Annotated in this window: 18 protein-coding genes and 2 pseudogenes; 12 read left to right on the top strand and 8 right to left on the bottom strand. The window is 58.1% G+C overall.

Features of this window, described 5'->3' with window-relative positions:
• The first annotated feature begins 51 nt into the window (after positions 1–51).
• From ACSQ87_RS21125 to ACSQ87_RS21110, 4 genes and pseudogenes are all read left to right on the top strand, one after another.
• Positions 52–2,292: a TonB-dependent receptor gene (locus tag ACSQ87_RS21125; RefSeq protein WP_436274317.1), complete on the top strand. Its 2,241-nt coding sequence runs from the start codon at positions 52–54 to the stop codon at positions 2,290–2,292.
• A 74-nt stretch (positions 2,293–2,366) separates the two neighbouring features.
• Complete coding sequence (locus tag ACSQ87_RS21120; RefSeq protein WP_436274316.1) at positions 2,367–2,738, top strand: fe2+ zn2+ uptake regulation protein; 372 nt, start codon at positions 2,367–2,369, stop codon at positions 2,736–2,738.
• Positions 2,739–3,014: 276 nt separating this feature from the next.
• Positions 3,015–3,185: pseudogene (locus ACSQ87_RS21115) on the top strand (GNAT family N-acetyltransferase); the annotation flags it as partial.
• Between the two features lie 254 nt (positions 3,186–3,439).
• On the top strand, positions 3,440–4,249 hold the full coding sequence (locus tag ACSQ87_RS21110) for an NYN domain-containing protein (RefSeq protein WP_436274315.1): 810 nt from the start codon (positions 3,440–3,442) through the stop codon (positions 4,247–4,249).
• Positions 4,250–4,427: 178 nt separating this feature from the next.
• On the opposite strand, the gene ACSQ87_RS21105 is transcribed toward ACSQ87_RS21110, so the two are convergent.
• On the bottom strand, positions 4,428–5,324 hold the full coding sequence (locus ACSQ87_RS21105; protein WP_436274314.1) for an EamA family transporter: 897 nt from the start codon (positions 5,322–5,324) through the stop codon (positions 4,428–4,430).
• Positions 5,321–6,604: an MFS transporter gene (locus ACSQ87_RS21100; protein WP_436274313.1), complete on the bottom strand. Its 1,284-nt coding sequence runs from the start codon at positions 6,602–6,604 to the stop codon at positions 5,321–5,323. The genes ACSQ87_RS21105 and ACSQ87_RS21100 overlap by 4 nt, the downstream gene beginning before the upstream one ends.
• A gap of 138 nt (positions 6,605–6,742) precedes the next feature.
• Between ACSQ87_RS21100 and ACSQ87_RS21095 the strand changes: the two genes are divergently transcribed.
• Positions 6,743–7,201 carry a winged helix-turn-helix transcriptional regulator gene (locus ACSQ87_RS21095; RefSeq protein WP_436274312.1) on the top strand — a complete coding sequence of 153 codons (459 nt, stop codon included), beginning with the start codon at positions 6,743–6,745 and terminating at the stop codon, positions 7,199–7,201.
• 142 nt (positions 7,202–7,343) lie between these two features.
• Complete coding sequence (locus tag ACSQ87_RS21090) at positions 7,344–8,090, top strand: tetratricopeptide repeat protein (protein WP_436274311.1); 747 nt, start codon at positions 7,344–7,346, stop codon at positions 8,088–8,090.
• A 67-nt stretch (positions 8,091–8,157) separates the two neighbouring features.
• On the opposite strand, the gene ACSQ87_RS21085 is transcribed toward ACSQ87_RS21090, so the two are convergent.
• Positions 8,158–8,553: a hypothetical protein gene (locus tag ACSQ87_RS21085; RefSeq protein WP_223430533.1), complete on the bottom strand. Its 396-nt coding sequence runs from the start codon at positions 8,551–8,553 to the stop codon at positions 8,158–8,160.
• A 357-nt stretch (positions 8,554–8,910) separates the two neighbouring features.
• Positions 8,911–8,982, bottom strand: a pseudogene (locus ACSQ87_RS21080) (hypothetical protein); the annotation flags it as partial.
• Between the two features lie 259 nt (positions 8,983–9,241).
• On the opposite strand from ACSQ87_RS21080, the gene ACSQ87_RS21075 reads away from it, so the two are divergent.
• The 4 genes from ACSQ87_RS21075 (at position 9,242) to ACSQ87_RS21060 (ending at position 15,167) form a co-directional block, all read left to right on the top strand.
• The gene (locus ACSQ87_RS21075) at positions 9,242–11,029 is read left to right on the top strand and encodes a type I secretion system permease/ATPase (protein ID WP_436274310.1); all 1,788 of its coding nucleotides are present in this window, start codon (positions 9,242–9,244) and stop codon (positions 11,027–11,029) included.
• The gene (locus ACSQ87_RS21070) at positions 10,995–12,320 is read left to right on the top strand and encodes an HlyD family type I secretion periplasmic adaptor subunit (RefSeq protein ID WP_436274309.1); all 1,326 of its coding nucleotides are present in this window, start codon (positions 10,995–10,997) and stop codon (positions 12,318–12,320) included. The genes ACSQ87_RS21075 and ACSQ87_RS21070 overlap by 35 nt, the downstream gene beginning before the upstream one ends.
• A gap of 2 nt (positions 12,321–12,322) precedes the next feature.
• On the top strand, positions 12,323–13,708 hold the full coding sequence (locus ACSQ87_RS21065; RefSeq protein WP_411741489.1) for a TolC family outer membrane protein: 1,386 nt from the start codon (positions 12,323–12,325) through the stop codon (positions 13,706–13,708).
• Between the two features lie 742 nt (positions 13,709–14,450).
• On the top strand, positions 14,451–15,167 hold the full coding sequence (locus ACSQ87_RS21060; RefSeq protein WP_223430530.1) for a response regulator transcription factor: 717 nt from the start codon (positions 14,451–14,453) through the stop codon (positions 15,165–15,167).
• A gap of 289 nt (positions 15,168–15,456) precedes the next feature.
• Here ACSQ87_RS21060 and ACSQ87_RS21055 read toward each other — a convergent pair whose 3' ends face one another.
• Positions 15,457–20,085: a beta strand repeat-containing protein gene (locus tag ACSQ87_RS21055; RefSeq protein WP_436274308.1), complete on the bottom strand. Its 4,629-nt coding sequence runs from the start codon at positions 20,083–20,085 to the stop codon at positions 15,457–15,459.
• Between the two features lie 354 nt (positions 20,086–20,439).
• On the opposite strand from ACSQ87_RS21055, the gene ACSQ87_RS21050 reads away from it, so the two are divergent.
• Entirely contained in the window at positions 20,440–20,769 is a 330-nt protein-coding gene (locus tag ACSQ87_RS21050) for a DHCW motif cupin fold protein (RefSeq protein ID WP_056744797.1), read from the top strand.
• Between the two features lie 96 nt (positions 20,770–20,865).
• Entirely contained in the window at positions 20,866–21,438 is a 573-nt protein-coding gene (locus tag ACSQ87_RS21045) for an eCIS core domain-containing protein (protein ID WP_436274307.1), read from the top strand.
• On the opposite strand, the gene ACSQ87_RS21040 is transcribed toward ACSQ87_RS21045, so the two are convergent.
• The 3 genes from ACSQ87_RS21040 to ACSQ87_RS21030 all read right to left on the bottom strand — a co-directional run bounded on the left by ACSQ87_RS21040 (position 21,407) and on the right by ACSQ87_RS21030 (position 23,273).
• Positions 21,407–22,117: a class I SAM-dependent methyltransferase gene (locus tag ACSQ87_RS21040; RefSeq protein WP_436274306.1), complete on the bottom strand. Its 711-nt coding sequence runs from the start codon at positions 22,115–22,117 to the stop codon at positions 21,407–21,409. The two genes, ACSQ87_RS21045 and ACSQ87_RS21040, sit on opposite strands and share 32 nt — an antisense overlap.
• 64 nt (positions 22,118–22,181) lie before the next feature.
• Positions 22,182–22,778 (bottom strand): cytochrome c3 family protein, encoded by a 597-nt coding sequence (locus tag ACSQ87_RS21035; protein ID WP_223430525.1) that lies wholly within the window; start codon positions 22,776–22,778, stop codon positions 22,182–22,184.
• A gap of 9 nt (positions 22,779–22,787) precedes the next feature.
• Positions 22,788–23,273, bottom strand: coding sequence for a nitrate reductase cytochrome c-type subunit (locus ACSQ87_RS21030; RefSeq protein ID WP_223430524.1), 486 nt, complete (start codon positions 23,271–23,273; stop codon positions 22,788–22,790).
• Between the last annotated feature and the right edge of the window lies 1 nt (position 23,274).

Below are 23,274 nucleotides of genomic sequence, written 5' to 3'. Positions count from 1 at the left end.
TGGCAATAGGAGTGATTACCATTTTCCCTGTTTGAAAAGGATCCTCACGTCATGCCTGTTGTCAGTCGTCCTTGCGGTGAGCGCGTGTTAACACTCGCCATTCGTACCGCCATGCTGAATTTTGTCTTGGTCGCAGGAAGCGCCAACGCCTGGGCTGCCGCCCCCGAGCAACAGGACGTTGCCGCTGACAAGACCTCGAACATTCCGGCCGCGACACCGGCCGAACACAGCACGGATACGCTGACCCTCGGTACCACTGACATCAACGCCCGCTACGGCGGTCCGACCGCATTGCCGGAAGCTTTCGCCGGTGGCCAGGTTGCGCGCGGTGCCCGACTGGGCATGCTGGGCAACAAAGACGTGATGGACACTCCGTTCAGCGTGACCAGTTACACCGCCAAGACATTGGCCGACCTGCAAACGGTGACCGTGGCCGATGCGCTGGAACGTGACCCTTCGGTACGCTCCACCGGGCAGACGGGTGGCATCGTAGACTCGTTTTTCATCCGTGGCTTTCCGGTCGGTGAAGGCAACCTGGGCGAACTGGCGTTCGATGGCGTGTATGGCGTGGCGCCCAACTACCGGGTATTCACCGACTATGCCGAGCGTGTCGAAGTGCTGAAGGGACCGGGCGCCCTGATGTACGGCATTTCGCCAAACAGCGGCGTCGGTGGTGTGATCAATATCGTGCCCAAACGTCCACTGGACGAAGACCTGACCCGTCTTACCACCAGTTACGCCTCGGACTCCCAAGTCGGTGGTCATCTGGATGTCAGCCGGCGCTTTGGTGAAGAAAACCAGTTTGGCGTGCGCTTCAACGGCAACCTGCAAGGCGGTGACACTGCCGTTGATGATCAGCACCGAGACCTGGGGATCGGTGCCATCGCGCTGGATTATCGAGGCGAACGTCTGCGCTTGAACCTTGATTACATCAGCCAGAAAGAAAGCTTCGATGCACCGTCGAGGCCATTCACTGTCGCGCCTGGCATTGATATTCCCTCCGCACCCAATGGCCGGACCAATGTGTCGCAGGACTGGGGTTGGTCAGATACGAAAGAGCAGTCGGCATTGCTGGGCGGCGAATATGACCTGAGTGATGCGGTCACCGTGTTTGCCCATGCGGGGGGCGGCAAGTCAGACGTCAAGCGGATGTCCGACCAGGTGCCGAGAATCATCAATGAGGCCGGCGATACCAGCAACATTCCCGGGTATTACAAATTCAACGTCGACCGCTCTACCGCCGACGTCGGGATCCGCGGAGTGTTCGCAACCGGTCCCGTCACCCACACGACGACGCTGATGGCGACCCAGTACCAGGATGAGCTGTCCCGAGGGATCAACAACGGCACTGAAGTGCGTTCGAACATCTACCATCCGGTGGAAGTGCCCAAGCAATTTATCAACTCGCCCAAGGTGCTGCGCATTTCCGAATCGGATTTGTCCGGTGTCGCGTTGACCGACACGCTGTCCATGCTTGATGACCGCTTTCAGTTGACCCTGGGTGTGCGTCGACAAGACATCGAGTCACGTAATTACAACGCGGCAGGCTCGGTCAGCTCGAAATATAACGACAGTGCCACGACCCCGCTGGTTGGCGTGGTGGTCAAGCCCTGGGAAGACGTTTCGCTCTACTACAACTACGTCGAAGGCCTGAGCAAAGGCGATATCGCACCGGGCTCGGCGGCCAACGCCGGCGAGACGTTCGCACCTTACGAATCGAAGCAGCATGAAATCGGCGTCAAGTATGAACACGGCACGTTCATGACCACGCTGGCGTTGTTTCAGATCGAAAAACCGAGTGGCGAAATCGGCGCCGGCAACGTGTTTTCGGTGCAAGCCGAACAGCGTAACCGCGGTATCGAGTTGAGCATGTTCGGCGAAGTGGCACCGGGCACGCGCTTGATGGGGGGCGTGACGCTGCTCGATGGCGAGTTGACCGATTCGGCCACTGCCGCAAATCGCGGCAACAAACCGGTAGGCGTGCCAGACGTGCAAGCCAACCTGTGGGCGGAATGGGACACGCCTTGGCTTGAGGGCTTTACCCTCACCAGCGGTGCAATTTACACCGACAGCCAATACGTCAATCAAGCAAACACCCAAGAGCTGGATTCCTGGACTCGCTTCGATGTCGGCGCGCGCTATGCCACCAAAATCGAAGGTCGACCGACGACGTTCCGCGCCACCGTACAGAACGTGTTCGATCGTGAGTACTGGTCGGGTGTCGCCTCCTACGGCGCGTTTTCGCCTGGTTATCCGCGCACCTTGCAGTTATCGGCCACGGTCGATTTTTGAGAAGGACGGGAAGGGGTAGCGACTATTGAGCGTTGCTGCCCTGACCTGCATTCCTGAACAGGAGTATTTGCAAGTTGTTAAACCACGACCTGTCCTCCGTAGTTAAACGTCGTCCGTTCCAGGCAACGACCCATCCACTGACCCTCGTGTCTGATCGCAGTGCGAACGGTCATATCCGTGAGCTGCTCCGTTTCCATGGACTGCGCACGAGTCTTTTCCGTATTAAAGTCATCAACGCACTGGTCTTGGCCACGCTGGAGGGACGCGCAATCGGTGTGTGTGGGGTGCGTGCCTATTTAGAGTCGTGTTCTGTTGATCTGACGATTGTCAGTGTGCGTGAAGTACTGAAGAGACTGGCTGAGGAAGGCGTGATTGTTTTTCAAGCAGACAAGAGCTACCGCTTTACTACCGAGGCGTGGGAAATCCTCAAACCAAATCTTGGTTAAAAGGTTTCTTGCCAAAGGCCCCTTATGCGCCCTTTCAGCTGACTCATATTAAGGCGGGACGTCGCGCATATGAAACTGCGAGCGATCCTGAACTTGAGATGCACCCTCGAGTAAGTCTGGACGAAGGGTCGCAGGATAATCACAAGAGTTTGCTATTGGCCACAAGGGTGCTTTTCGGGTGTCTCCTATTGGCCCAGAGTGTGTAAAACCGCGTAACTCTTTCATCTGAGCTTTGAGCTTGTCGATTTTCTCTCCAATCAAAATTCCCCAGTCGTTTTGGTCCTGGCTCAACAACGCGACTTGGACAATCTTGTAGCCATTCGAATTGAGGCTATGCGCGAAAGTCTGGAGCGTGTTGGGCGATTTGATCCAGTGCGCGCGCGCGAACGGTTTCTTAGCGGTTTTGAAGCCCACAACACACACTACATCGAGGTATCGTCAGAGCGTTCCGCCGGTTGGCCCAGCTTGCTAGCTGGATGTGATGCACCTCGACGTACGTTTTTACACACTCTGGACCCTACGCAACCTCTGACCATCGACTGCTATCGGTCGATTAAAAGTCATTGGCTAATCGGTTCCGCTTTGCACATCACCGCAAACCCGTAGCCGTTGGCAAAACACGCTCTTTAGCGCGAAGCGGTGATCCCTTTGTTCATCCGTGATTTAACGGTATGTTGAAGTCTTCAACTCAAGGACGACCCATGGCCATCCACGCACCCACTCCCACGCAAAAACACTTGGCAGTGTTAATCGACGCCGACAATGCTCCCGCAGCAATTGTCGAAGGTTTATTCGAAGAAATCGCCAAGTACGGCGTCGCCAACGTCAAGCGGATCTATGGCGACTGGACTGGCCCTCAGTTGGGTGGATGGAAAAAGGTGCTACTCGACCATTCGATTCAGCCTATCCAACAGTTCGCGTACACCAAAGGTAAGAACGCAACAGACAGTGCCTTGATCATCGACGCAATGGACCTGCTGTACACCCGACGCTTCGACGGTTTCTGCCTGGTTTCGAGCGACAGTGACTTCACCCGCCTCGCTTCGCGGATACGAGAAGAAGGTTTGACGGTCTACGGGTTTGGTGAAGAAAAAACCCCGAGACCGTTCGTGTCGGCCTGTGACAAGTTCATCTATACCGAATTGCTGCGCGGTGAAGTGCTTGTTGCTGCAAGCAATGGACATGGTCGACCCGAACCTGAGCCACCCGCCGAAATCGAGGTCGTCAAAGTCGCCAGTACGCCCGAAGTAAAAAAGCTACCCAAGGCACCAGTAAGTTTTATCGCAAAGATCTTGGATGACATTGCCGATGAGGACGGCTGGGCTCACTTGGGTGCGCTGGGCACCAACATCAGCAAATTGAGACCTGAGTTCGACCCTCGCACCCATGGTTATAAAAAGCTCAGTGAGTTGATCAAGGGGTATCCGGATACGTTTGAACTGCAAACTAGAGGAACGTCGGGACTGGGTGGTTCAATACTCTATGCCCGGCACCGACAGCCGAGCTCGTAGCCCCCGTCACCAACGATCGCTCTTGGCCGATAGTTGCTTGTCGCGAAGGACAACCATCGACCCCTTAGCCAGTCATCCATATCGACTGAATCTATGGTGTCTTCTTGCTCAAGCTTGAGCACGAAAGCCACCCCGGGCTTCAGCAGTGTTCAGAAGGTCTCCAGCTCGTGCTGTTACATCACGATGGGCATCGGTCAGATCGCTTGAGCACCGCACTGAGGACGCGCTGTCCATATAAACCGACGCCAAGACCCGACACGATGAAAACGACTGCAACGATTTTGTTAAGTGACAGGGTCTCATTGAAAATCATGACTGAACCGAGCAGACCGAATACCGGCACCAACAACGACAATGGCGCAACGGTAGACACGGGATATCGTTTCAGAAGTGAGTTCCACACCCAGTAGCCGAACAGTGTATTGGGGTATACCTGGAACAGGATCGACAGGACGGCGCGGTAGTCGAGTTGATTCACCAATGCGCTGTACCCAGTCGAGCCGTTAACAGCGTAATCAAGCGCGAAAAGTGGGATGGGTGAAAACGCGCTCGACCACACCAGGAAAGCGAAGACCTGCGTGGTCCTGGCTTTTTTGTTGATCACGTTGGCCGCACTCCAGGCGACCGCTCCCAGCAGCACCAGGATTAGCCCGGCCATCGTTACTGTCCCATCAACGATGGAGACGATGCTCAACAAACCACACAGAGCGAGACCCATGCCCGCGTACTGAAAGCGGGAAATGCTTTCCTTGAATATCCATGAGCCCAACAGAATGGTGAAAAACGCGCTGAACTGAAGCACCAGCGAAGCGATGCCTGCGGAAAGACCAGACTTGATGCCAAGGTTAACGACGCCCCAAAGTCCGATACCGAAGACCAGGCCGTAACCAATGATGTAGCGCCACTGCACATCAGGTTTCGGAATGAAAAAGATCGCCGGGAGCGCGCATAGCGTGAAGCGAATGCCGGCAAGAATGAATGGGTCAACGGTGGTGAGCCCCAGTTTGATAACCGAGAAATTCACGCCCCATATGGCAGTCATCGAGATGGCGAGTAGGAGGTGTTTGGCTTTCATGCTGATCTTCCTTGATGGGTCGTTGAAAAATGAAACGTGAGAAACCACAGAACCAAGGCAGTAGCGCTGATCAAGGCGCCCAGCAGGCTTACTGCTATCCAGCCCCAAAGCGCGTAAACCTGGGTCGCGGCTGCGGCTCCCACCGCGCTACCGACCGAGTAGAAGCACATGTATGCGCCGACCATGCGACTTTGGGCGTCGGGTCGTGCGGCAAAAATGAGGCTCTGGTTGGTGACGTGTACTGCTTGCACCGCAAAGTCGAGCAAGACCACTCCGCAGACCAGCGCGATCAAGGACGTCTCGGCAAACGTGATGGGCAACCAGGAAAGCGTCAGGAGCCCCAGCGAAATGCCGGTAACTCGTTGTCCCAGGCCTTGATCGGCCCAGCGACCGGCTCTTCTGGCAGCAAGGGCACCGGCGACGCCGGCCAGGCCAAACATGCCGATGGCCGTGTGTGAAAGCGACAGCGGCGGGGCGCTCAACGGCAGCACCATGGATGTCCACAGCACGGAAAAATCGGCAAAGATCAGTAAGGCCAGAAGGCCCCTGGCGCGTAAAGTGCGTTCGGTGATGAACAGTTTGAAGAGCGACTTTATGAGCGACAGGTAGGAGTCTTGGTGCCGTGGCGGCGCCGTGACAGGAACCACTTTCCACAGCACCGCCGCGATGGTCAGCATAAGTCCTGAGGACACGAAGTAAACGGCGCGCCAGCCCGCGATGTCCGCAATCAGGCCAGAGGTAAACCGCGCCAGAAGAATGCCCAGGACAATTCCGCTGGTTACGGTTCCCACTGCCTGCCCCCGTTGTGATGGCGTTGCCAACACGGCGGCGTATGCCACAAGTACTTGAACAACCACTGCCAGTAAGCCCATCACGATCATGGCACCCAACAGGGCCAGCCATTGCTGTGCTGCGCCGACCGCCGCGAGTGCAACCGCAGACAGCATCACTTGAGTCAAAATCAGCCGTTTACGGTTTACCAAATCGCCCAGTGGAACGATGAACAGCAACCCCAACGCGTAACCAACCTGAGTAGCAGTCACGACAACTCCGATCATTGATGAGGCCACACCCAAGCTCTGAGCCATTGAATCGAGTAACGGTTGCGCGAAGTAAACGTTGGCTACTGCAAGTGCGCAGGTGACAGAAAACAATAACGTGAGCGACGGGGAAAGCCCCGGAGACCGGTCGGTCCTGCTGTTTTCTCCGGTATCCGAATGCAGCAATCCTGAAGGCTGCCTGGAGAACCGTTTGGTGGCTGAGTCGGCATCTGCTGTCATGTACACCTCCCTGGCGTTAAACTGGTTTCAATTAAGGACTAGATTCAATTGTTGCTGTATCAGGTTTCAAATTGCAACCACATTGCACCGAGCTGGTGGACAGACTTGGCAAATCCACATTCCGGAAGGTCAAATAAGATGATCGAAGACGCTTCACCGCAACGCAGCGAATGCCCGGTAGCAAGGACACTGGAGGCAATTGGGGATCGCTGGTCGCTCATGATCATCCGCGACGCTTTTGATGACATTCGCCGGTTTAGTGAATTTCAAAAGAGCTTGGGCGTGGCCAAAAATATTCTGGCATCGCGACTGAAATCGTTGGTCGAAGTCGGGGTATTCGACGTTCGACCGGCGTCAGATGGAAGCGCCTACAAGGAGTACGTCCTTACGGACAAAGGACGGGAGATCTTTCCGGTTGTGGTCAGCATGCGGCAGTGGGGCGAACGTTTTCTGTTCAAGCCGCAGGAGACGCGTTCTGTGCTGATAGACAACAAGTCCGGTCAGCCCCTGATGCCGATTGATGTTCGCTCATCAAGCGGTCAAAAACTTGGACCGTCTGACTGCCACAGAGTGAGACTTGTTGACGGCGAGTCGTGAATCGACAGGGTGGGGTGGTCGTTGCAGCGGGAACTTCAGGGTACTGACCAGGTCAACAGGGGCCCTGTATCGGCGATGCCGAGCAGCGCTGGTGGCCTGTTTTACGGCAGTGCCGTCCGAGATCATCCGAGTTCGCCCCCTGATGCCAACCAAGAATTTTCTGCCGGGTCTCCTCCTGGCGTTCTGCGCCGTCGCGTCGCTTTGCTCGGTTGCTGCCGAGCGAAGAGCGCCCTCGCAAAGTAACAGCGCATCAACCACGCTAATCGAAACTGCCTCGCGGCAGTATGAAAATGGTCAGTTGGACCAAGCCGCTGCCACGCTGGAGCGTGCCCTGCATATCCAGCCGAACAATCCCGCGACGCTGCATTACCTTGGTGTGTTGCGTCTTCAGCAGGGGGAGTACCAGCAGGCTGAAACGTTGGCGGCGCGCTCGAACATGCGGGTTGGTCCTAACGTCGAGTTACGCAACCGCAACTTCCAATTGATCCAGGCGGCGCAGCAGGCCAAGGCTTCGAATACCTCACCCAACGCCAAAGAGGACCTGGTCGCCGTACAGAAGGGGCTCGAAGAAGAGGCCAAAAGGCGCCGCGAAGCAGAAATGGCCGCTGCTGAACAATCCAACGCTGGCAACTTCGTTAGCGCAAACGCAGAGACCGTATCGGATTCGCCGACGGCTGGCAGGCCACTGCCTGAAGGAGAATTGCCAGTGGCTTTCGTCGAGCCAGAGCCCGCGTACGATGAGGTTGAGATCCCCCGCGGCCATTGGCCGCCACCGGGTAAATGCCGAATCTGGTTTCCTGATCGCCCGCCCGGGCATCAGCCCGCACCCGGCAAGTGCAAGAAGCTGCGACATCGAGTTCCGTCAGGAGCCTACCTGGTACGCGGTTGAGTTTCTGAGTGTCCTTCTGGCCGGTTAAGTCGCAGGTGTTGCAGGCGGATAATCCCGTGGCTTCGCACTAGCGACGATAGTAGCGGCGATCGTCCTCGTAGCGGTGCCGCATGCCCCGATCGTGGTGGCGCTCCCAATCACGACGTTCAGCTTCTCGGCGGGCTTGCTCTCTACGCCACTGATCTCTACGCCAGTCGTCTCGGCGCCAATCGTCTCTACGATCGTGCCAACGGTCGTCATGCCAGTATCGGTCGTCATGGGCAAGCAACGGCCCTGGCTGCTTGCCGGCTATACTGGCCAAGGTCGGCCAAGGGTTGCCGGCGGCCTGGACAGGAGCCTGAACGGCTGTGACTTCAGTTGCGAAATCAGGGGTTGAGGTCTTCATCTGTGTTGCTGATGCCGAGCCCACTGCCGCGAACGCGAACAGGCCGATGAGCAGCATCCGTGGGTCATGGAATTTCATGAGCGAAGACAACCTCTGATTGACAATCGGACGTGTGGCCATCTGGCTGCGGGAAGCCTGCGGGTTCGCGCTTATCGACCGGATGTGCCTATCCACATAGACAGATAAATAGGGAAAAGTTCTAGGGGGCCGCTACTTAGTTAGCCAACGGTCTCAGTGTTCGGCCCCTTTGAAGTTTGCTATCTCGATGTCCGTTTCTGGGCCGATTGCCGATTGCCGTCTGTGGCGAAGGGCAGCAATCGACTGTGGATTCAACCGGTTGACGCAACAGATTGGCTAAATCGTTTGGGCCTGTCGCACCTAATGTGCACGTTAAGCGGTGACAGCGCTTGGCAAAGGAGTGGCACTTGGCCGCCCTCACCTGAGCCTCCACCACCCACACGCCTGGTCGACGAAGTACAAGCTGTCGGTTCCAACAATCGGATTGTCATAAGCGAAGGAGGGCGCACGATGAACGCGGCGCTGGCCAGGTAACCTTGCACCAGATACATCTCGCCAGCCCGCTTTGGCGGCGACAGCACGCGTCCTAAAGCATCTTGACTACGAAGTCGCTGGTACCTTGCGCGCGCTTCACCGCCGGGTTGTAGAGGTAATGCTCATTGCCCGAGGCGATCCGGCCAATTGCTGCACACAGTCGTTCGGCGTGATCTAAGCTCCACAAAAGATGGCTTCTCGTGCAGGAGCTTCAATGCGAAACGAACCTGAAAACAGTCTGAAAAATGCTTTGAAAGCCTGTAGAGACAGCCTTATTTCTGTTGGCTTTTTCAGCTTTTTCATCAACGCGCTAATGCTCGTTCCTACCTTCTATATGCTTCAGGTGTATGGGCGAGTGATCACTAGCGGAAGTATGACGACCCTGGCAATGCTGACGCTGATCATGACCGGGCTGGTGGTCACGCTCGGCTCCCTGGAATGGGTTCGTTCGCGCATCATGGTTCGGGTCAGTACCCGGCTGGATGTGTTGCTGAGTCGCCAGGTCTATAAGGCCAGTTTCAAACGGGCGCTGGACAGTGGCGGCATGGATGCCTCGGCCCAGTCGCTCAACGACTTGACGGGCTTGAGGCAGTTTCTCTCCGGTAATGGATTGTTCGCCTTTTTCGATGCGCCCTGGTTGCCTATCTATATCGCTGTGATGTTCATGTTTCACCCCTGGTTTGGCTGGGTGGCGACGGGCAGTGCGCTGTTGTTGTTATTGTTCGCGTTTATCAATGAAAGGCTGACGGGGCCGACACTTGCTCAGGCTAACAAGGAGCATATTGGCGCGACGCTCTACACCACGAAAAATCTGCGCAACGCTGAAGTCATCGAGTCCATGGGCATGCTTGAAACCCTGATGGACCGTTGGGGGCGTCGCCAAAGAAATGTCCTGTTGCTGCAGGCCCAGGCGAGCGATAGAGGTGCCATCATCAGCACGCTTTCCAGGACCTTCCGGATCCTGGTGCAATCACTGATCCTCGGTCTGGGGGCATACCTGGCCGTGGACCATCAGGTGGGGGCAGGCCTGGTGTTTGCCGGGTCGGTGCTGCTAGGGCGCGCATTGGCCCCCATCGATCTGATCATCGGCAGCTGGAGGGGCTTTATTGCGGCCCGCTCGCAGTACCGCCGTCTCAAGGACATCCTCGACAAACAACAGGCTCAGCCCGAACGTATGTCATTGCCTGCGCCTAAGGGGCATGTGCAGGTGGAGAATTTAGTATCTACGGCACCTGGCTCGAACACCCCGATCATCAAAAACATAAGTTTCAGCGTACCTGCCGGCTGCGTTGTCGGAATCATCGGTCCAAGTGCCGCGGGCAAGTCCACTCTGGCCAGGGCACTGATGGGGGTATGGGCACCGCAGCATGGCGTGGTCCGGCTCGATGGTGCGGACATCAGCGCGTGGGACAAACATGAGCTTGGGCCGTATATAGGTTACTTGCCCCAGGACATTGAATTGTTCGAAGGCAGCATCAGCGAGAACATTGCCCGCTTCGCCGAGGTCGACTCCGAGAAAGTCGTTCTGGCGGCCAGGATGGCTGGCGTTCACGAAATGATTCTGCTGTTACCCGATGGCTATGACACCGTCATTGGCAGCGATGGCGTCATGCTGTCGGGAGGGCAGCGCCAACGCATTGGCCTGGCCCGCGCCCTGTATGGCAACCCGCGGCTGATTATTCTCGACGAGCCCAATTCCAATCTCGATGAAGTCGGTGATCGCGCCCTGGCGATGGCCATTCAGCAGCTCAAGCTGACAGGTGCAACCCTTTTTGTAATTACCCATCGAACCAACATCGTGTCCCAACTTGATCGGCTCATGGTGGTGAACGGTGGGGTTATCAGCCTCTTTGGGCCACGCGAGCAAGTGCTGGCCGAACTCAACGCGCAGCAACAGCAGGTACAAAAGCACGCCATGCAAGCAGGCACCAGCATGGCTTCGGTCGCTACCAGCAAGGGCGATGTCGATGGACCATACGATTCTCAGTCGTCAAATAGATAGTTTCGCCGACCTGGCGGTATCCGATCGAAAAATACGTCGCCTGGGTTTTGGCATTGTATTGGCGACTTTCGGCGTGTTTGGTACCTGGGCGGCAATCGCGCCGCTCGATGGCGCGGCTTACGCGCCTGGCGTGGTCACCGTGCAGGCGTACCGAAAAACGGTACAACACCTCGAAGGTGGCATCGTCAAAGAGGTGTTGGCCCATGACGGTGACATCGTCAAGCGTGATGACCCGGTGATTATTCTCGATGATGCCCAGTTGCGATTCGAATACGAGATGACCCGAAGTCAGCTCGCTGCCGCTAGAGCCATGGAGGCAAGGCTTCGGGCTGAGCGGGACAATCTGTCGGTGATTGACTTTGGCAGGATGACCGGTCCCGATAGTCTGCGAGGTGCTGAAGCGCGCCAGGGCGAAACCCAGGTATTCAACGCGCGACGGGGATCACGGTTGGGCCAGATATCGGTGCTGCAAGAGCGCATGGGTCAGTTGAATCAACAGATCAAGGGGATGGGGGCGATGATCGGTGCCAAGGGCCATCTGGATAAATCCTACAGTGGGGAAATAGTTGAGTTGACCGACCTGCTGTCGCAAGGGTTCGTTGACAAACAACGTCTGCTTGACCAACAGCGCAAGCTGGAAATGCTCAGGACCGAAATGGTCGACCACCGTTCCACCATTACCAAGACTCGCCTGCAGATCAATGAAACACAGTTGCAGATGCTACAAATCGATAAAGACTTTAATGCCGACGTCGTCAAACAATTGGCCGAGGTTCAGACCAAAATTTATGACCTGCAAGAGAAAGCTTCCTCCTTGGAGGACCGGCTCAACCACATCGTCATCCGCGCACCCGATGCCGGTATGGTGATTGGTATGACGGTGCATACGATTGGGGGCGTCGTGCGCCCGGCGACACCGCTGCTGGACATTGTTCCCTCGGTTTCAGAACTGGTCATAGAGGCCCAGGTGGCGCCGGTCGATATCGATCGCATCGCCATCGGCAAGCGTGCCGATATCCGTTTTGGCGCGTTCAATAGTGCGACCACGCCGGTGATCGAAGGCGAAGTCAGCAGTGTCTCGGCGGACCGGCTGATCAACGAAAAGACCGGGACTGCCTATTACCTGGCCCGGGTCCGGGTCACCGAAGCCGGTGTGCGCACCTTGGGTGAACGCAAATTACTGCCGGGGATGCCCGCGGATGTGTTGATCATCACGGGGCAACGCACGCTGTTGCAATACCTGATGCAGCCGGCCCGCAATGCCATCGCTCAATCGATGATCGAGGAATGATCGTGCGAGTGCCTGCAGTGTTGCCCGGTGGTCTGCTCATGCTGGTACTGGGCACCGATATTGCTTGGGCGCAAACCTCTGCGCCGACGCCGACCGGGGTCAGTGCCTCGACATTTTCCACCGATCTGATGCAGCTGTATCGCGAGGCCCGGCTGGAAGACCCGCGCATATTGGCCTCGTATGCGCGAGCGAAGGCGGGCCAGGAGCATCAGCGCGAGGCCTTCGGAGCGCTGTTGCCGCAAGTCTCGCTCAATGCAGGGACGAATCGGATTCATCAGGAGAACGAGTTGGTGCAGCGCAGTTACGATAGCGAAAACTACAGCCTGGTGCTGCGTCAGTACCTCTACAACAAGGCCGCGTGGGAGAACTACCAAAAATTCAAAAGCCAGGCCAAGCAGAACGAATCGGAAGCGTTGGAAGCGCAGGCCGAGGCCACAGTGGACTTGGCGCAGCGTTACTTCGCCGCGTTGGCGGCCGAGGATGAATTGGAGTTGGTGAAAGCGGAGCGTCAAACCACGCAAAAGAGTCTGGACAGAGTCAATGCGTTGTACGCAAAGCAGTTGGCAATGGTTACTGATCAGCTCGACCTCAAGGCCCGGGTAGATTTGCTGGCGGCGCAGGAACTGGATGCCCGGAACCAGGCCAGTATCAGTCGCGAGGCACTGGCGGAGATCGTCGGCCGGCCGGTCAAGGAGAAGCTCAACCGGATTCGCGATGATGTGCAATTACGGGTGTCGGCGCAGAGTCTTGAAACCTGGGTGCGCGAGGGTGTAGCGCAAAACCCGGCACTCAAGGCCAACGAAAGCGGCGTCGAAGCGGCGGGCGCTGCGTTGCGCAGCGGCAAGGGCGGGCACTATCCGACCCTGAGCCTTACGCTGAGCGCGCAGCAGACTAACGAGGGCTACAACAATACCCAGGCGCCGCGCACCGACAGTTATGTCGCCGGTATTGGCGTGCAAGTGCCGCTGTACAGCGGCGGATCAACCTCGGCGCGGGTGCGTGGGCTCTACCAGGATCAGATTACCGCCGAGCAGCAACTGGAATCGGTCCAGCGCCGGGTGGTCAAGGAGATCACCAGCGCTTACCTGACCGCCAACTCGAGCGCAGAGAAGATCAGTGCGAGCCGCAATGCCCTGGCCTCGGCACAGCTGTCCAGAGTGGCGGCAGAGAAAGCACTCAGTTACGGAATGGTCAATGCCGTCGATGTACTGACCAGCGTACGCAACGAATTCCGGGCTCGTCGTGACCTGCTCAAGACGCAATACGACTTCGTCACCAATGTCTTCACGCTCAATCGCTGGGCGGGAAAGCCGCCTGCCGAGAGTGTCGAAAACGTTAATACCTGGTTAAGCCCCGACAGTTCCAGTCAAGGCGTTGTGTCCCCCTGATCCTTCAGGCAATACCGACTTTGTCCCCGTCCCGACTGGACGCTGCCGGTTGGTTTTTCGATGCATGTCCCTCTCACCATGTTCCAGCACACGAATCCATGACGTTGCCGGACGCATACGCGCTGGCGGGCGCCAGTTGCTATTGCTAACCCACAGGAAGGGAGCGGCCAGGTGATTTCGCCTAGGTCTGGCTCGTGGGGGACTCGGCGAGGCAGATTTAGCCGGCAAATTGACGTCAGTGTTACTGCTGTGCTTGTGCGTGCGCCATTCGTCGGTTAATTGACGATTTTGATCGGAAGCAGACTTTGGTCGCAGGACGCCCCTGCGAGCCTAAGACCCTGATTTTCTAGGGTTGAAGACCTCTTGGGAGTATCGGCCGGGCTACCCGCATGAGGCTTGAATCGACGACTGGCGGTTGGGCGGGCTGGCAACGCGCCGGGCTGGCCTAGACTCAGTTGAGCGGCTCGTGGGAGCACATCATCATGCGCAAGCTATTGATGGTTATTCCTATTTATGTTGTCTCGATGGCTTTACCCGGCTTTTGGAAGGGGCCGCAACCGCAACCCTGCCGGTGCAACTGGTGGACTCGTGTCCCCAGGGCCGAATACCCGGGCGGGCACCGTCAAGGCCAGTCGGCACTCGCATCGGTCCTTCAATCGCTTGGCCAGATGAGCAATCTGCTGATCCAGGAGGGTCAGTGGGTGGAGGCCATCGTTCATCTTCAAAGGGAGTCAGGAAAGTAATGACGACCCACATAAAACCAATACGCGTGATGCTGATCGATTGTCGTCCCCTCGTTCTCAGGGGCCTTCACGATTTGATCAATGCGAGGAAGCCTCGGATGGAGGTGAGTGGCCAGGCCACCACCTATACCAATGCGCTGGATCTTGCCGATCAGTTGCGTCCCGATGTCATTTTTTTCAGTTTCTTTCCAGATGCGCTGGACCCGCTGGCGGTCGTGGCGGGACTCGCCCGCAGCGCCGAAATGAAAGTGCTGGTACTCAAGGGCCTGTACGAAACCGTCCCCGTTGCCCAGGCGATAGAAGCGGGTGCACGCGGCATCGTGCTGGCGGAAGACCCCACGGAATCGATCATCCGCGCCATCGTCACGGTCCACCATCGCGACATCGGACTGAATAGATCCTGGGCCGTTGGGCTTTCCGGCTATGCCGCGACCGGGCATATACCCTTGAAACGCAATTTGGAGCAGGCTAAACAGGCGCGGCTGACGCTGCGTGAGAGGGAACTGATTCGCGCCATCGTGGGGGATCCGTCCGCCAAATACATGTGCATCGCCGGGCGCCTGGGCATTAGCGAGCACACCGTGCACAACCACCTCAGCAACATCTATCAAAAGCTTAATCTGATCAACCGCATCGACTTGCTGATGTACGCGCAGAAGCACGGGCTCACCAACAACGAAGAACCGCCCGAGTCCACTTGGGCGCAATCGGACTGATTGATGCGCGCCACGGCACGGCGCACGCCGTCATCGGGCAGGGGACAAACCCGTTCCTGTGCCCGGCAAGCCCGGCAATAGCATCTGCCCAACCCAAAACACCCTGAACCAATAGTTTTGATGTGCTGCAGCGCCAGATGCTGTTTTGCGGCGTGGGTGTGCCTGGCGTCAAAGGCTTCGCCCCTTGAGCCCGGGACGCTCGTCTGGCCTCGTTGGCTCAGGAATAAGCAGCCCAATGAAAACGGCCTGGCCCCCTTGCGGGAGCCAGGCCGTGTGCCTACAGCGGCATTCAGACAATGTCAGTGCTTGCGATGTCGGTCACACCGACCAACTGGATGATGGTGGTGATACCGTTGCCGTCGGCGTCAAATGCCAGGTAGCCGTCGCCTCCAACGACGCCAAAGTAGTAGTTCTTCGTGCCGTCCAGCGCGATATCGGCGGCGGCTGTGAATGCCGCCAGGTTGGTGACCGGTGCCAGCACTTCGGTGTAGTTCGCCACCGAGCCCGGCACCGTGAAGTTGAGCGAGTCACTGCCGGTGGCAAAGCCGCCATCGATGACAGTCAAGCCTATGGAGAGCAGCCCGTCGACGTCGGTGTCGGCGATCACGAATGTGTCCGCACCCGTTGAGGCCGTCACGTGGTGGTCGCCAACAATCGTCACGTCCAGGGTTTGCGTAACCGTCGCATCACCGTCGGCATCCGCTACCGCCACATCGAAGGTCAGGTGGGCGTCCGGTGTCGTCGTGGACACGAAGCCGATGTTGACGATCTTGATGGGTTCGTTATTCCCCTCAGTCGTGGCGCCGCCGAACGCTATCTGGGCATTGGGTGTTGCACCCTCAACCCCCGGAGTCGCGGGATTGTCGATGGCCCCATTGAGCTGATACCCGGTTCCGGTTGTGTTTTGGGTCGATGTCACCACTTGCGCGCCCTGGATCGAGTAGTGTTCTCCGGTGAAGTTGTAGTCATTGCTCTCGAAGACCACGATGCCGTTTTGTGCCTGAGCCACGAATCCGTAGGTGGGCACACTGTCATTGAGAACGTCGTCATTACCGGCTGAGTTTCCAACAATGAAGGTCCGATTGATTGTATGAGTGGGGTCATTGTCATCAACCAGCTTCAATACCACCAGCATGTCTTTGCCGGCGCCAATGCCCGCCTGTGTGAACTCGAGAAAGATCGCCTTGCTCGTGGCCCTGTCCGCGCTAGAAGCGGTGAACCCCTGGGGATTTGTTTTGTAGAAGTCCAGATCAATCACCTCGTCCGATTGGAGCGTGTCGCTGGCAGCGCCAATCGAATCCGATGAGACCGTGACATACCGTCGATCATTCGAGAACAAACCTGTGGTGGTGTCGTAAGCGAAGGTTTGGGGCGTCCCGTTATTCACGCCGAATCCCTCGAACTGCACAAAGAAGTTGCTGGCAAGCGTCATCACCGAGACCGGAGGGTTCGATCCCACGGTCGTGGCCGAGTTGAGCGCATAGCCCTGGAGCGGGTTACCAGGCGTCGAGGTGTTCAGGATGCTGAAGCTCTCAATCTCATGATCCAGCAGCAAGGTATAGGTGTCAGCCACCTTGTCAAAGGTCAGCGTGCCGGTGGCGTTGGTGGTCGCTCCCTGCGCCGGATTGTTGGACACGTAGGTGAAACCCACGTTGAACACCGCCTGGCTATCAGTCTCCGAGGCCCACGTCACCAATTTGTTGGTGATGGGGTTCGTACCCACCGTGACACCCGTGAGGGCCACGGACAGGAAGTCGGAGTTCGTCGCACTGTAAGGTGCCACATGCGTGTCTGCGCCAATCGAGTAAGCGTAGACGCCCGTTCCACCTTCATCCGTCAAGGACGTCCCGTTGCTGGAGTTCGCGTAGACCAGATTCGACTTGGCCGTTACGACCGGGGTGTCGTCATCGACGTTGATCCCCAGCGTGCCATCGGCCGTATCGCCATCACCATCGGTCACCCGGTAGTTGATGGTGAATGCCTGGTTGTTCTCGGTCAGGCCCGCCACATGGAGGATCGGGTTGTTTTGCACCACCGTGTAGGCGCCCGTTGCCGCGACCATCGTCAGCGTCAGCACCGTGGTCGTGCCCTGCTTGACCAGCAGACTGGTGCTATCGGCCACATAGGTGAAGCCTGCGGGTGCTCCGCTGGTCAGATAGGCCACTGTGCCGGCCCCGTCCTGACCAAAGTCGTGGCCCAGAGTGCCGCTTGTGTTAGCCGAGTCTGCATCGTCGCCCGTGCCGCCAGCATTGCCACCGGTGAGCGCATCGTCGTCGAGCAGCACCGTGTTGTTGGCTGACACCGCCGGTCCGTCGTCGTCGAAGTTGATGTCGTCGCCGATGCCCACGCTGTCGGTGCTGGTGTCGCCGTCGCCGTCGGTCACCGTCACCACCGCGTTGATCAGGCCGGTCAGATCGATCCGGTCGTCATAGGCCGCCGCCGTGCTGCCGGCGATGGGGTGCGTGAGCGAGACATACTGCGCGACCGCCACGTTGCCGTCCTGCTGCAGCGCAATCGCGAACGCCGCCGGATCGCCGACCGTGACCGGGCCGTTGGCCACGTCATAGCGGCCGACAATCAGATCGCCTTCCTTGAACAGAATGATGTTCTTGCCATCAGTGGTATCGAGCAGCGAGTCGGTGCCGTCGCCGCCCACAATCGCCAGCGACAGCACTTTCGTCGCACCTTCCTGGTCCTGGCCAAAGCTGCTGAGCGTCGTGGTGGCCAAAGGCGTGGTGCTGATCGCGAACTCCGCTGGATTCAAGTCCGTGCCCTTGTTCACCACTTCCGTGTCGAACAGCGCCAGAACCGCCGCCAAGTCGCTGTCGTTATCCTGGTTGCCGGCTGTCTCGTCGATTGTCACTGCGCCGCCGCCATCGGCCACGTCCGCGCTCGGCCCGTCGTCGTCGAAGTTGATGTCGTCGCCGATGCCCACGCTGTCGGTGCTGGTGTCGCCGTCGCCGTCGGTCACCGTCACCACCGCGTTGATCAGGCCGGTCAGATCGATCCGGTCGTCATAGGCCGCCGCCGTGCTGCCGGCGATGGGGTGCGTGAGCGAGACATACTGCGCGACCGCTACGTTGCCGTCCTGCTGCAGCGCAATCGCGAACGCCGCCGGATCGGCGACCGTGACCGGGCCGTTGGCGACGTCATAGCGGCCGACAATCAGATCGCCTTCCTTGAACAGAATGATGTTCTTGCCATCAGTGGTGTCGAGCAGCGAGTCGGTGCCGTCGCCGCCCACAATCGCCAGCGACAGCACTTTCGTCCCACCCGCCACATCCTGGCCAAAGCTGCTGAGCGTCGTGGTGGCCAAAGGCGTGGTGCTGATCGCGAACTCCGTTGGATTCAAGTCCGTGCCCTTGTTCACCACTTCCGTGTCGAACAGCGCCAGAACCGCCGCCAAGTCGCTGTCGTTATCCTGGTTGCCGGCCGTCTCGTCGATGGTCACTGCGCCGCCGCCATCGACCACGTCCGCGCTCGGGCCGTCATCGTCGAAGATCATCTTGGAGCCGATTTCGGCGGTCGAGACAGAGGCCTGGACCAGCGTGAAACCACCGATATCAAAGTCGGCGTGGTTATTACCCTTGGCGTCGAGGGCTGCCCCGTTCTCGATGAGTACGCGGTTGTGATCCGTCGTTGTGGTGTATTCAATCTGGTAGCCGGCTTTAACGCCGGTGATGGTTGCAACCCCACCAGAAAAGCTGATGGTAATGGCCGGATCATCCGCCGATCCGTTTGAATTCTCGATCACCTGCCCGGTGCTGATGTTGATGACGCGAACATTGGAGATGGCAACCGTCGAATCATTCGCATAGCCGTCGATGAAACTCGCACCAGATTCAACAGCGGTGTTGAATGCACTGATTTTTACGACAGCACTCTTGCCGCTTTGCAACTGCACGATGTCGAAATTGGCCGACTTCGCATTGAAAACGCCGGTAAAGTCGATGTTGGATTCAACATCTGCTTCGTTCTGATCCAGGTTGGGAATGGTCATATCCTGCCTGGCACCCGTGACGAACGAAAAGCGGATGCCTTCCTGTTCCGTAATCATCTGGCTGTTGGTGCCGAAGGTGGTCGGGCCACCGGCCTGGCTGGTATTGATCGTATCGCCAGTCGTTATATTGATGTCGTCTTTCGTGTCGATGGGGTCAAGCCCGGACTGATTCGCCGGCTCCTTGCCGGTGGCGATGATGGTGGGATTCGTGATCCGCAATACACCACCGTCGTCGACAACTGTCGGGTTCGCCGTCGTGAACATCAGAAAGAGGTTCTGACCGGAAGGCGCATTGGCCAGATTGAATTCCAGGTCCTGACTGACTCCGACGAAAACCTTGTCCTGCAGATTGAGCGAATCATCGGGATTCGTCGTAACTGGATGCTTGAGCGGTTGATACTCCACGGTCCAGATCTTGCCGCCCGAAACCGGCGATCCGGTTTCTTCGATATAGGCAGCGAACACGATCGCGCCGGTCGAGCCACCGGCTCGGCCCAGAACGATGTTGTCGTTGTTCGCATCCGTATAGAGAAAGATGCTGGTGCCATCGAGGGTGTCCAGTCCACTGTCCAGGCCATTGAGCGGTGCACCAGCGCTGTCGACGAAGCTGATATTGGTAATGCTGGCTCCGGGGGCAGCGGTGACGGTGAACGCATTGCTGCCCGTGTTGCCCACGGCACCGGTATAGCCACTCAACGCTGCACCCGTTGCGGTACCGGCACCCAGTGCAGTCAAACGGGTAGCGAAGGTCGAGGGCAGGGAGGTCACCAGAATGTCGTTGTCGTCAGCGTCTCCCGCAGGGCTTGGCGTGGCGGTGAGGTTCTGCAACCCGGCCGTTTCGTCCAGCGAAACGTCCTCGCCGGTCGCCACGACGCTCAGAGCGCTCGTCAGCAGCAAATCTTGTTCTTGAATAGTCATGACGTTTACCTGGGCAGTTGCGGTCACCTAGGTCTGACCGTTGACCTTTGATCGCTACTATGGATAAGCGCCAGTGATTGCGCATCGGCCGAAACTCCCAAGCGGGGTGGGAGTTTCGGACTACTTGGGAGGGGGAGACGGGATGAGGCGCGAGGGCGCGCGGCGCATATTCAGTTTGTGAATGAGGACATGGCGCCGGTGTTCAAGACCGGTTGAATCCACAGCCGAAAGCTGCCTCTGACTATCATGCTTGAGTGGGTCGCCTGTATCTCATAAATGCGGGGCATCTGTGTCTATCGAAAGTAGTGCTGGATGGTTACGGTCCACAGACACTCCTTCATTGATGAGGCAACGATGGATCTAACGGCGGTTCCCTTTGGTACGACCGATTGGTCGACTGTCGAACCTGTTCAGTACGCTGGACAGACGGGTACCGCCTATTGGCGAACCTGCCAGTTTGGTTCAACGCGTGTGCGGATGGTTGAATACAGTCCCGGATATCTGGCCGATCACTGGTGCTGGAGAGGTCATATCCTGTTGTGCCTGGAAGGCGAGTTGCACACGGAGCTGGAGGATGGTCGTCAGTTCACGCTCACCGCCGGGATGAGCTATCAGGTGGGCAGCAACGCTGAAGGGCATCGATCTTTCAGCACCACCGGTGCCAAGTTGTTCGTCGTGGATTAACGCTGGGGCGCTTGGTTCGGGACTACGCTAAAGCCATGCGGATTGCCGATCAATGGTGACCCACTGTTTGCGCTGCGTCCGTCCCTGGAGCGCCCAATGTCGCCCATCACCACGCGCCTGGTGGCGCTGTTGGTTCTTTGCCTGACTCTTGAAGTGCCTGCCCAGACCAACGCCTGCCCAGAGGGCGAGACACAAGTGTGTCTGGACGGCTGCATCTGCCTGCCAGTGCCTGATGGCATCTACCAGATCGCGGCACCTGCCTTGGCGATGTGGCTGACCCAAGCCCGCGCCCAAGCAGCCACCGCCGACATCCAACCCATTCCACCGCACATCCGGGAACAACTGCTGCGCTGGTATGACCCCGGCGTCCTCGATGCCGCGCGCTACAAAGTCAGCGACAACGGCCAATTCAGCGCCGCCACGGCCATGCTGCAAAACCCCGATGTCGGTGCCGTGACGCTGATCGACATCATCCTTTTCCGGGACGCTCAAGCCGCAGAACAGGACATCGCGCTCTGGGCTCACGAATTAAAGCATGTGCAGCAATATCAGGAATGGGGGGTAGAAGGATTTGCCCAGCGGTATACACAGGATTTCAATGCCGTGGAGGCGCCGGCTTATGCCATACAGGCTGAGGTCAGGCGGTGGGTGCGGGAAGGGAGTTACTGAAGAGTCGCGAACCCCGCTGCTCGGCTACCAACAGCAATGACTGCGGCACAGGACTTTGCGGGTGCTGCGGTTCCTGCAGGACGGCCAGCTGAAAACCGGCCATGTCCAGTGCATTGAACCAACTGGACAAGGAGCGGAAATACCACGGCATGGGTTGCCACTGTCCCTTGAATCCAGTGAAGGTCTCTTCCCGCCAACCATCCTGATAGTCGCCCGCTGCTGCGGTCCATGGATGCAGCGTCTGGATCACCAGCGCGCCGCCAGGGGCGAGCAAGGCGTTCATGGCGGCGAGCAGCGGGATGATGTCCTGGTGCAGCAGGGCGAAGTTGGCGCAGATCAGGTTGTAGTCGCGGCCGATGTCCACCTTCGCTTCCACCAACGCTTCATAGCTCGCCAGATGCACCGGCGAAGAGCCCGCCGCCCGCGCCGCCTCGACCAGCGTCGCATCGCCATCCACACCGACCGCCTTGATGCCCCGTTCAGCCAGCACGCGCAACAGCCAGCCCTCGCCGCAGCCCAGGTCGAGCACGCGCTCGGGCTGACGGCCCAGCACCGCCAGCAGGATTGCCTGGTCGGTGACCTTGAGGCGGCTTTCGATGGCGCCGGTGCGGATGGCGTCGATCCAGGATTGGGCGTTGTGGTGCCAGCTGTCGAGGAGAGTGGATTCAGGGGCGGGCATGTCGGTGACCGGCGTTGTTGGTTGGATAAAAGGATGGGATAAGTGCGGGCGGATCGAAAAATCCTTACCAGCCTTTCACTCCGCTCATATCGGGCAGCTTGTGAGCGATGCCCTTGTGGCAGTCGATACAGGTGGCCTCACCGTTGGCCAGAGAAGTTGAGTGCATGGCAGAAGCGCGCTTGCTCTGGCGGGTAAAATCCATGAACTCGAAGTTGTGGCAATTACGGCATTCGCGAGAGTCGTTGGCCTTGAGCCTTGCCCATTCATGTTCGGCCAGCTCGCGCCGTAGCATGAGAAATTTGTCGCGCGTATCGATGGTGCCGAAAATCTTGCCCCACACCTCTTTTGAAGCCTGCATCTTGCGCGCGATCTTGTGGGTCCATTCGTGGGGGACGTGGCAGTCCGGGCAACTGGCGCGCACGCCGGATCGGTTGGTGTAGTGGATCGTGTCCTTGAGTTCGACGAAAACGTTGTCACGCATCTCATGACAGGAGATGCAGAATTTTTCGGTATTGCTCAGCTCCAGCGCGGTGTTGAAGCCACCCCAGAAAATGATCCCGGCGATAAAGCCCCCCAGTGTCAGAAAGCCCAGGCTGTAGTAGAGGCTCGGACGACGCAGAATGCCCCAGTAATCCTTAAGCAGGGCGAACAGTGCTTTCATGTTGCCTCCTCAGGGTTTCTGCGCGGCGTTGGCGTCGTCTTGCAATATCTTGTCGATCGTTTCGAAGCTGTTGCCCACCAGGGGCAGCACTTCTGTTTGCGACACGTGGCATTGGTTACAGAAGTACCGGCGCGGTGACACCGCCGCCAGCGCCTGGCCGTCGCGGTCCATGTAGTGGGTGATGCTGATCATCGTCGCCTGGGTCCGTGCGCTGTTGGCACGGCTGTGACAGGACAGGCACTTGTTGCCGTTTTTGTCGATCTGATAACCGAGGATGGTATGAGGGATGGTGGGAGGCTGGTCCGGGTAATTGCGTTCGCGCTTCAGGTCCTTGTTTTCTTCATTGGCAATGGGCGGGGCCGGCATGCTCTGGGTCAAGGTGCCACCGGGCCGGCGCCCATCCGGCCCCGGTGCATCGAGGGGGTAATTGACTTCTGCAGCCATCACCACGCCAATCGCAGCGAGCAGGAGCAACGGCAGGATTCGCAAAGGCATG

Origin of the sequence: Pseudomonas sp. LjRoot277 (assembly GCF_964253845.1) — a bacterium.
Classification (GTDB): Bacteria; Pseudomonadota; Gammaproteobacteria; order Pseudomonadales; family Pseudomonadaceae; genus Aquipseudomonas.
The sequence above is the reverse complement of the archived record's forward strand: the minus strand, read 5'-3'. Positions and strand labels throughout refer to the sequence as shown.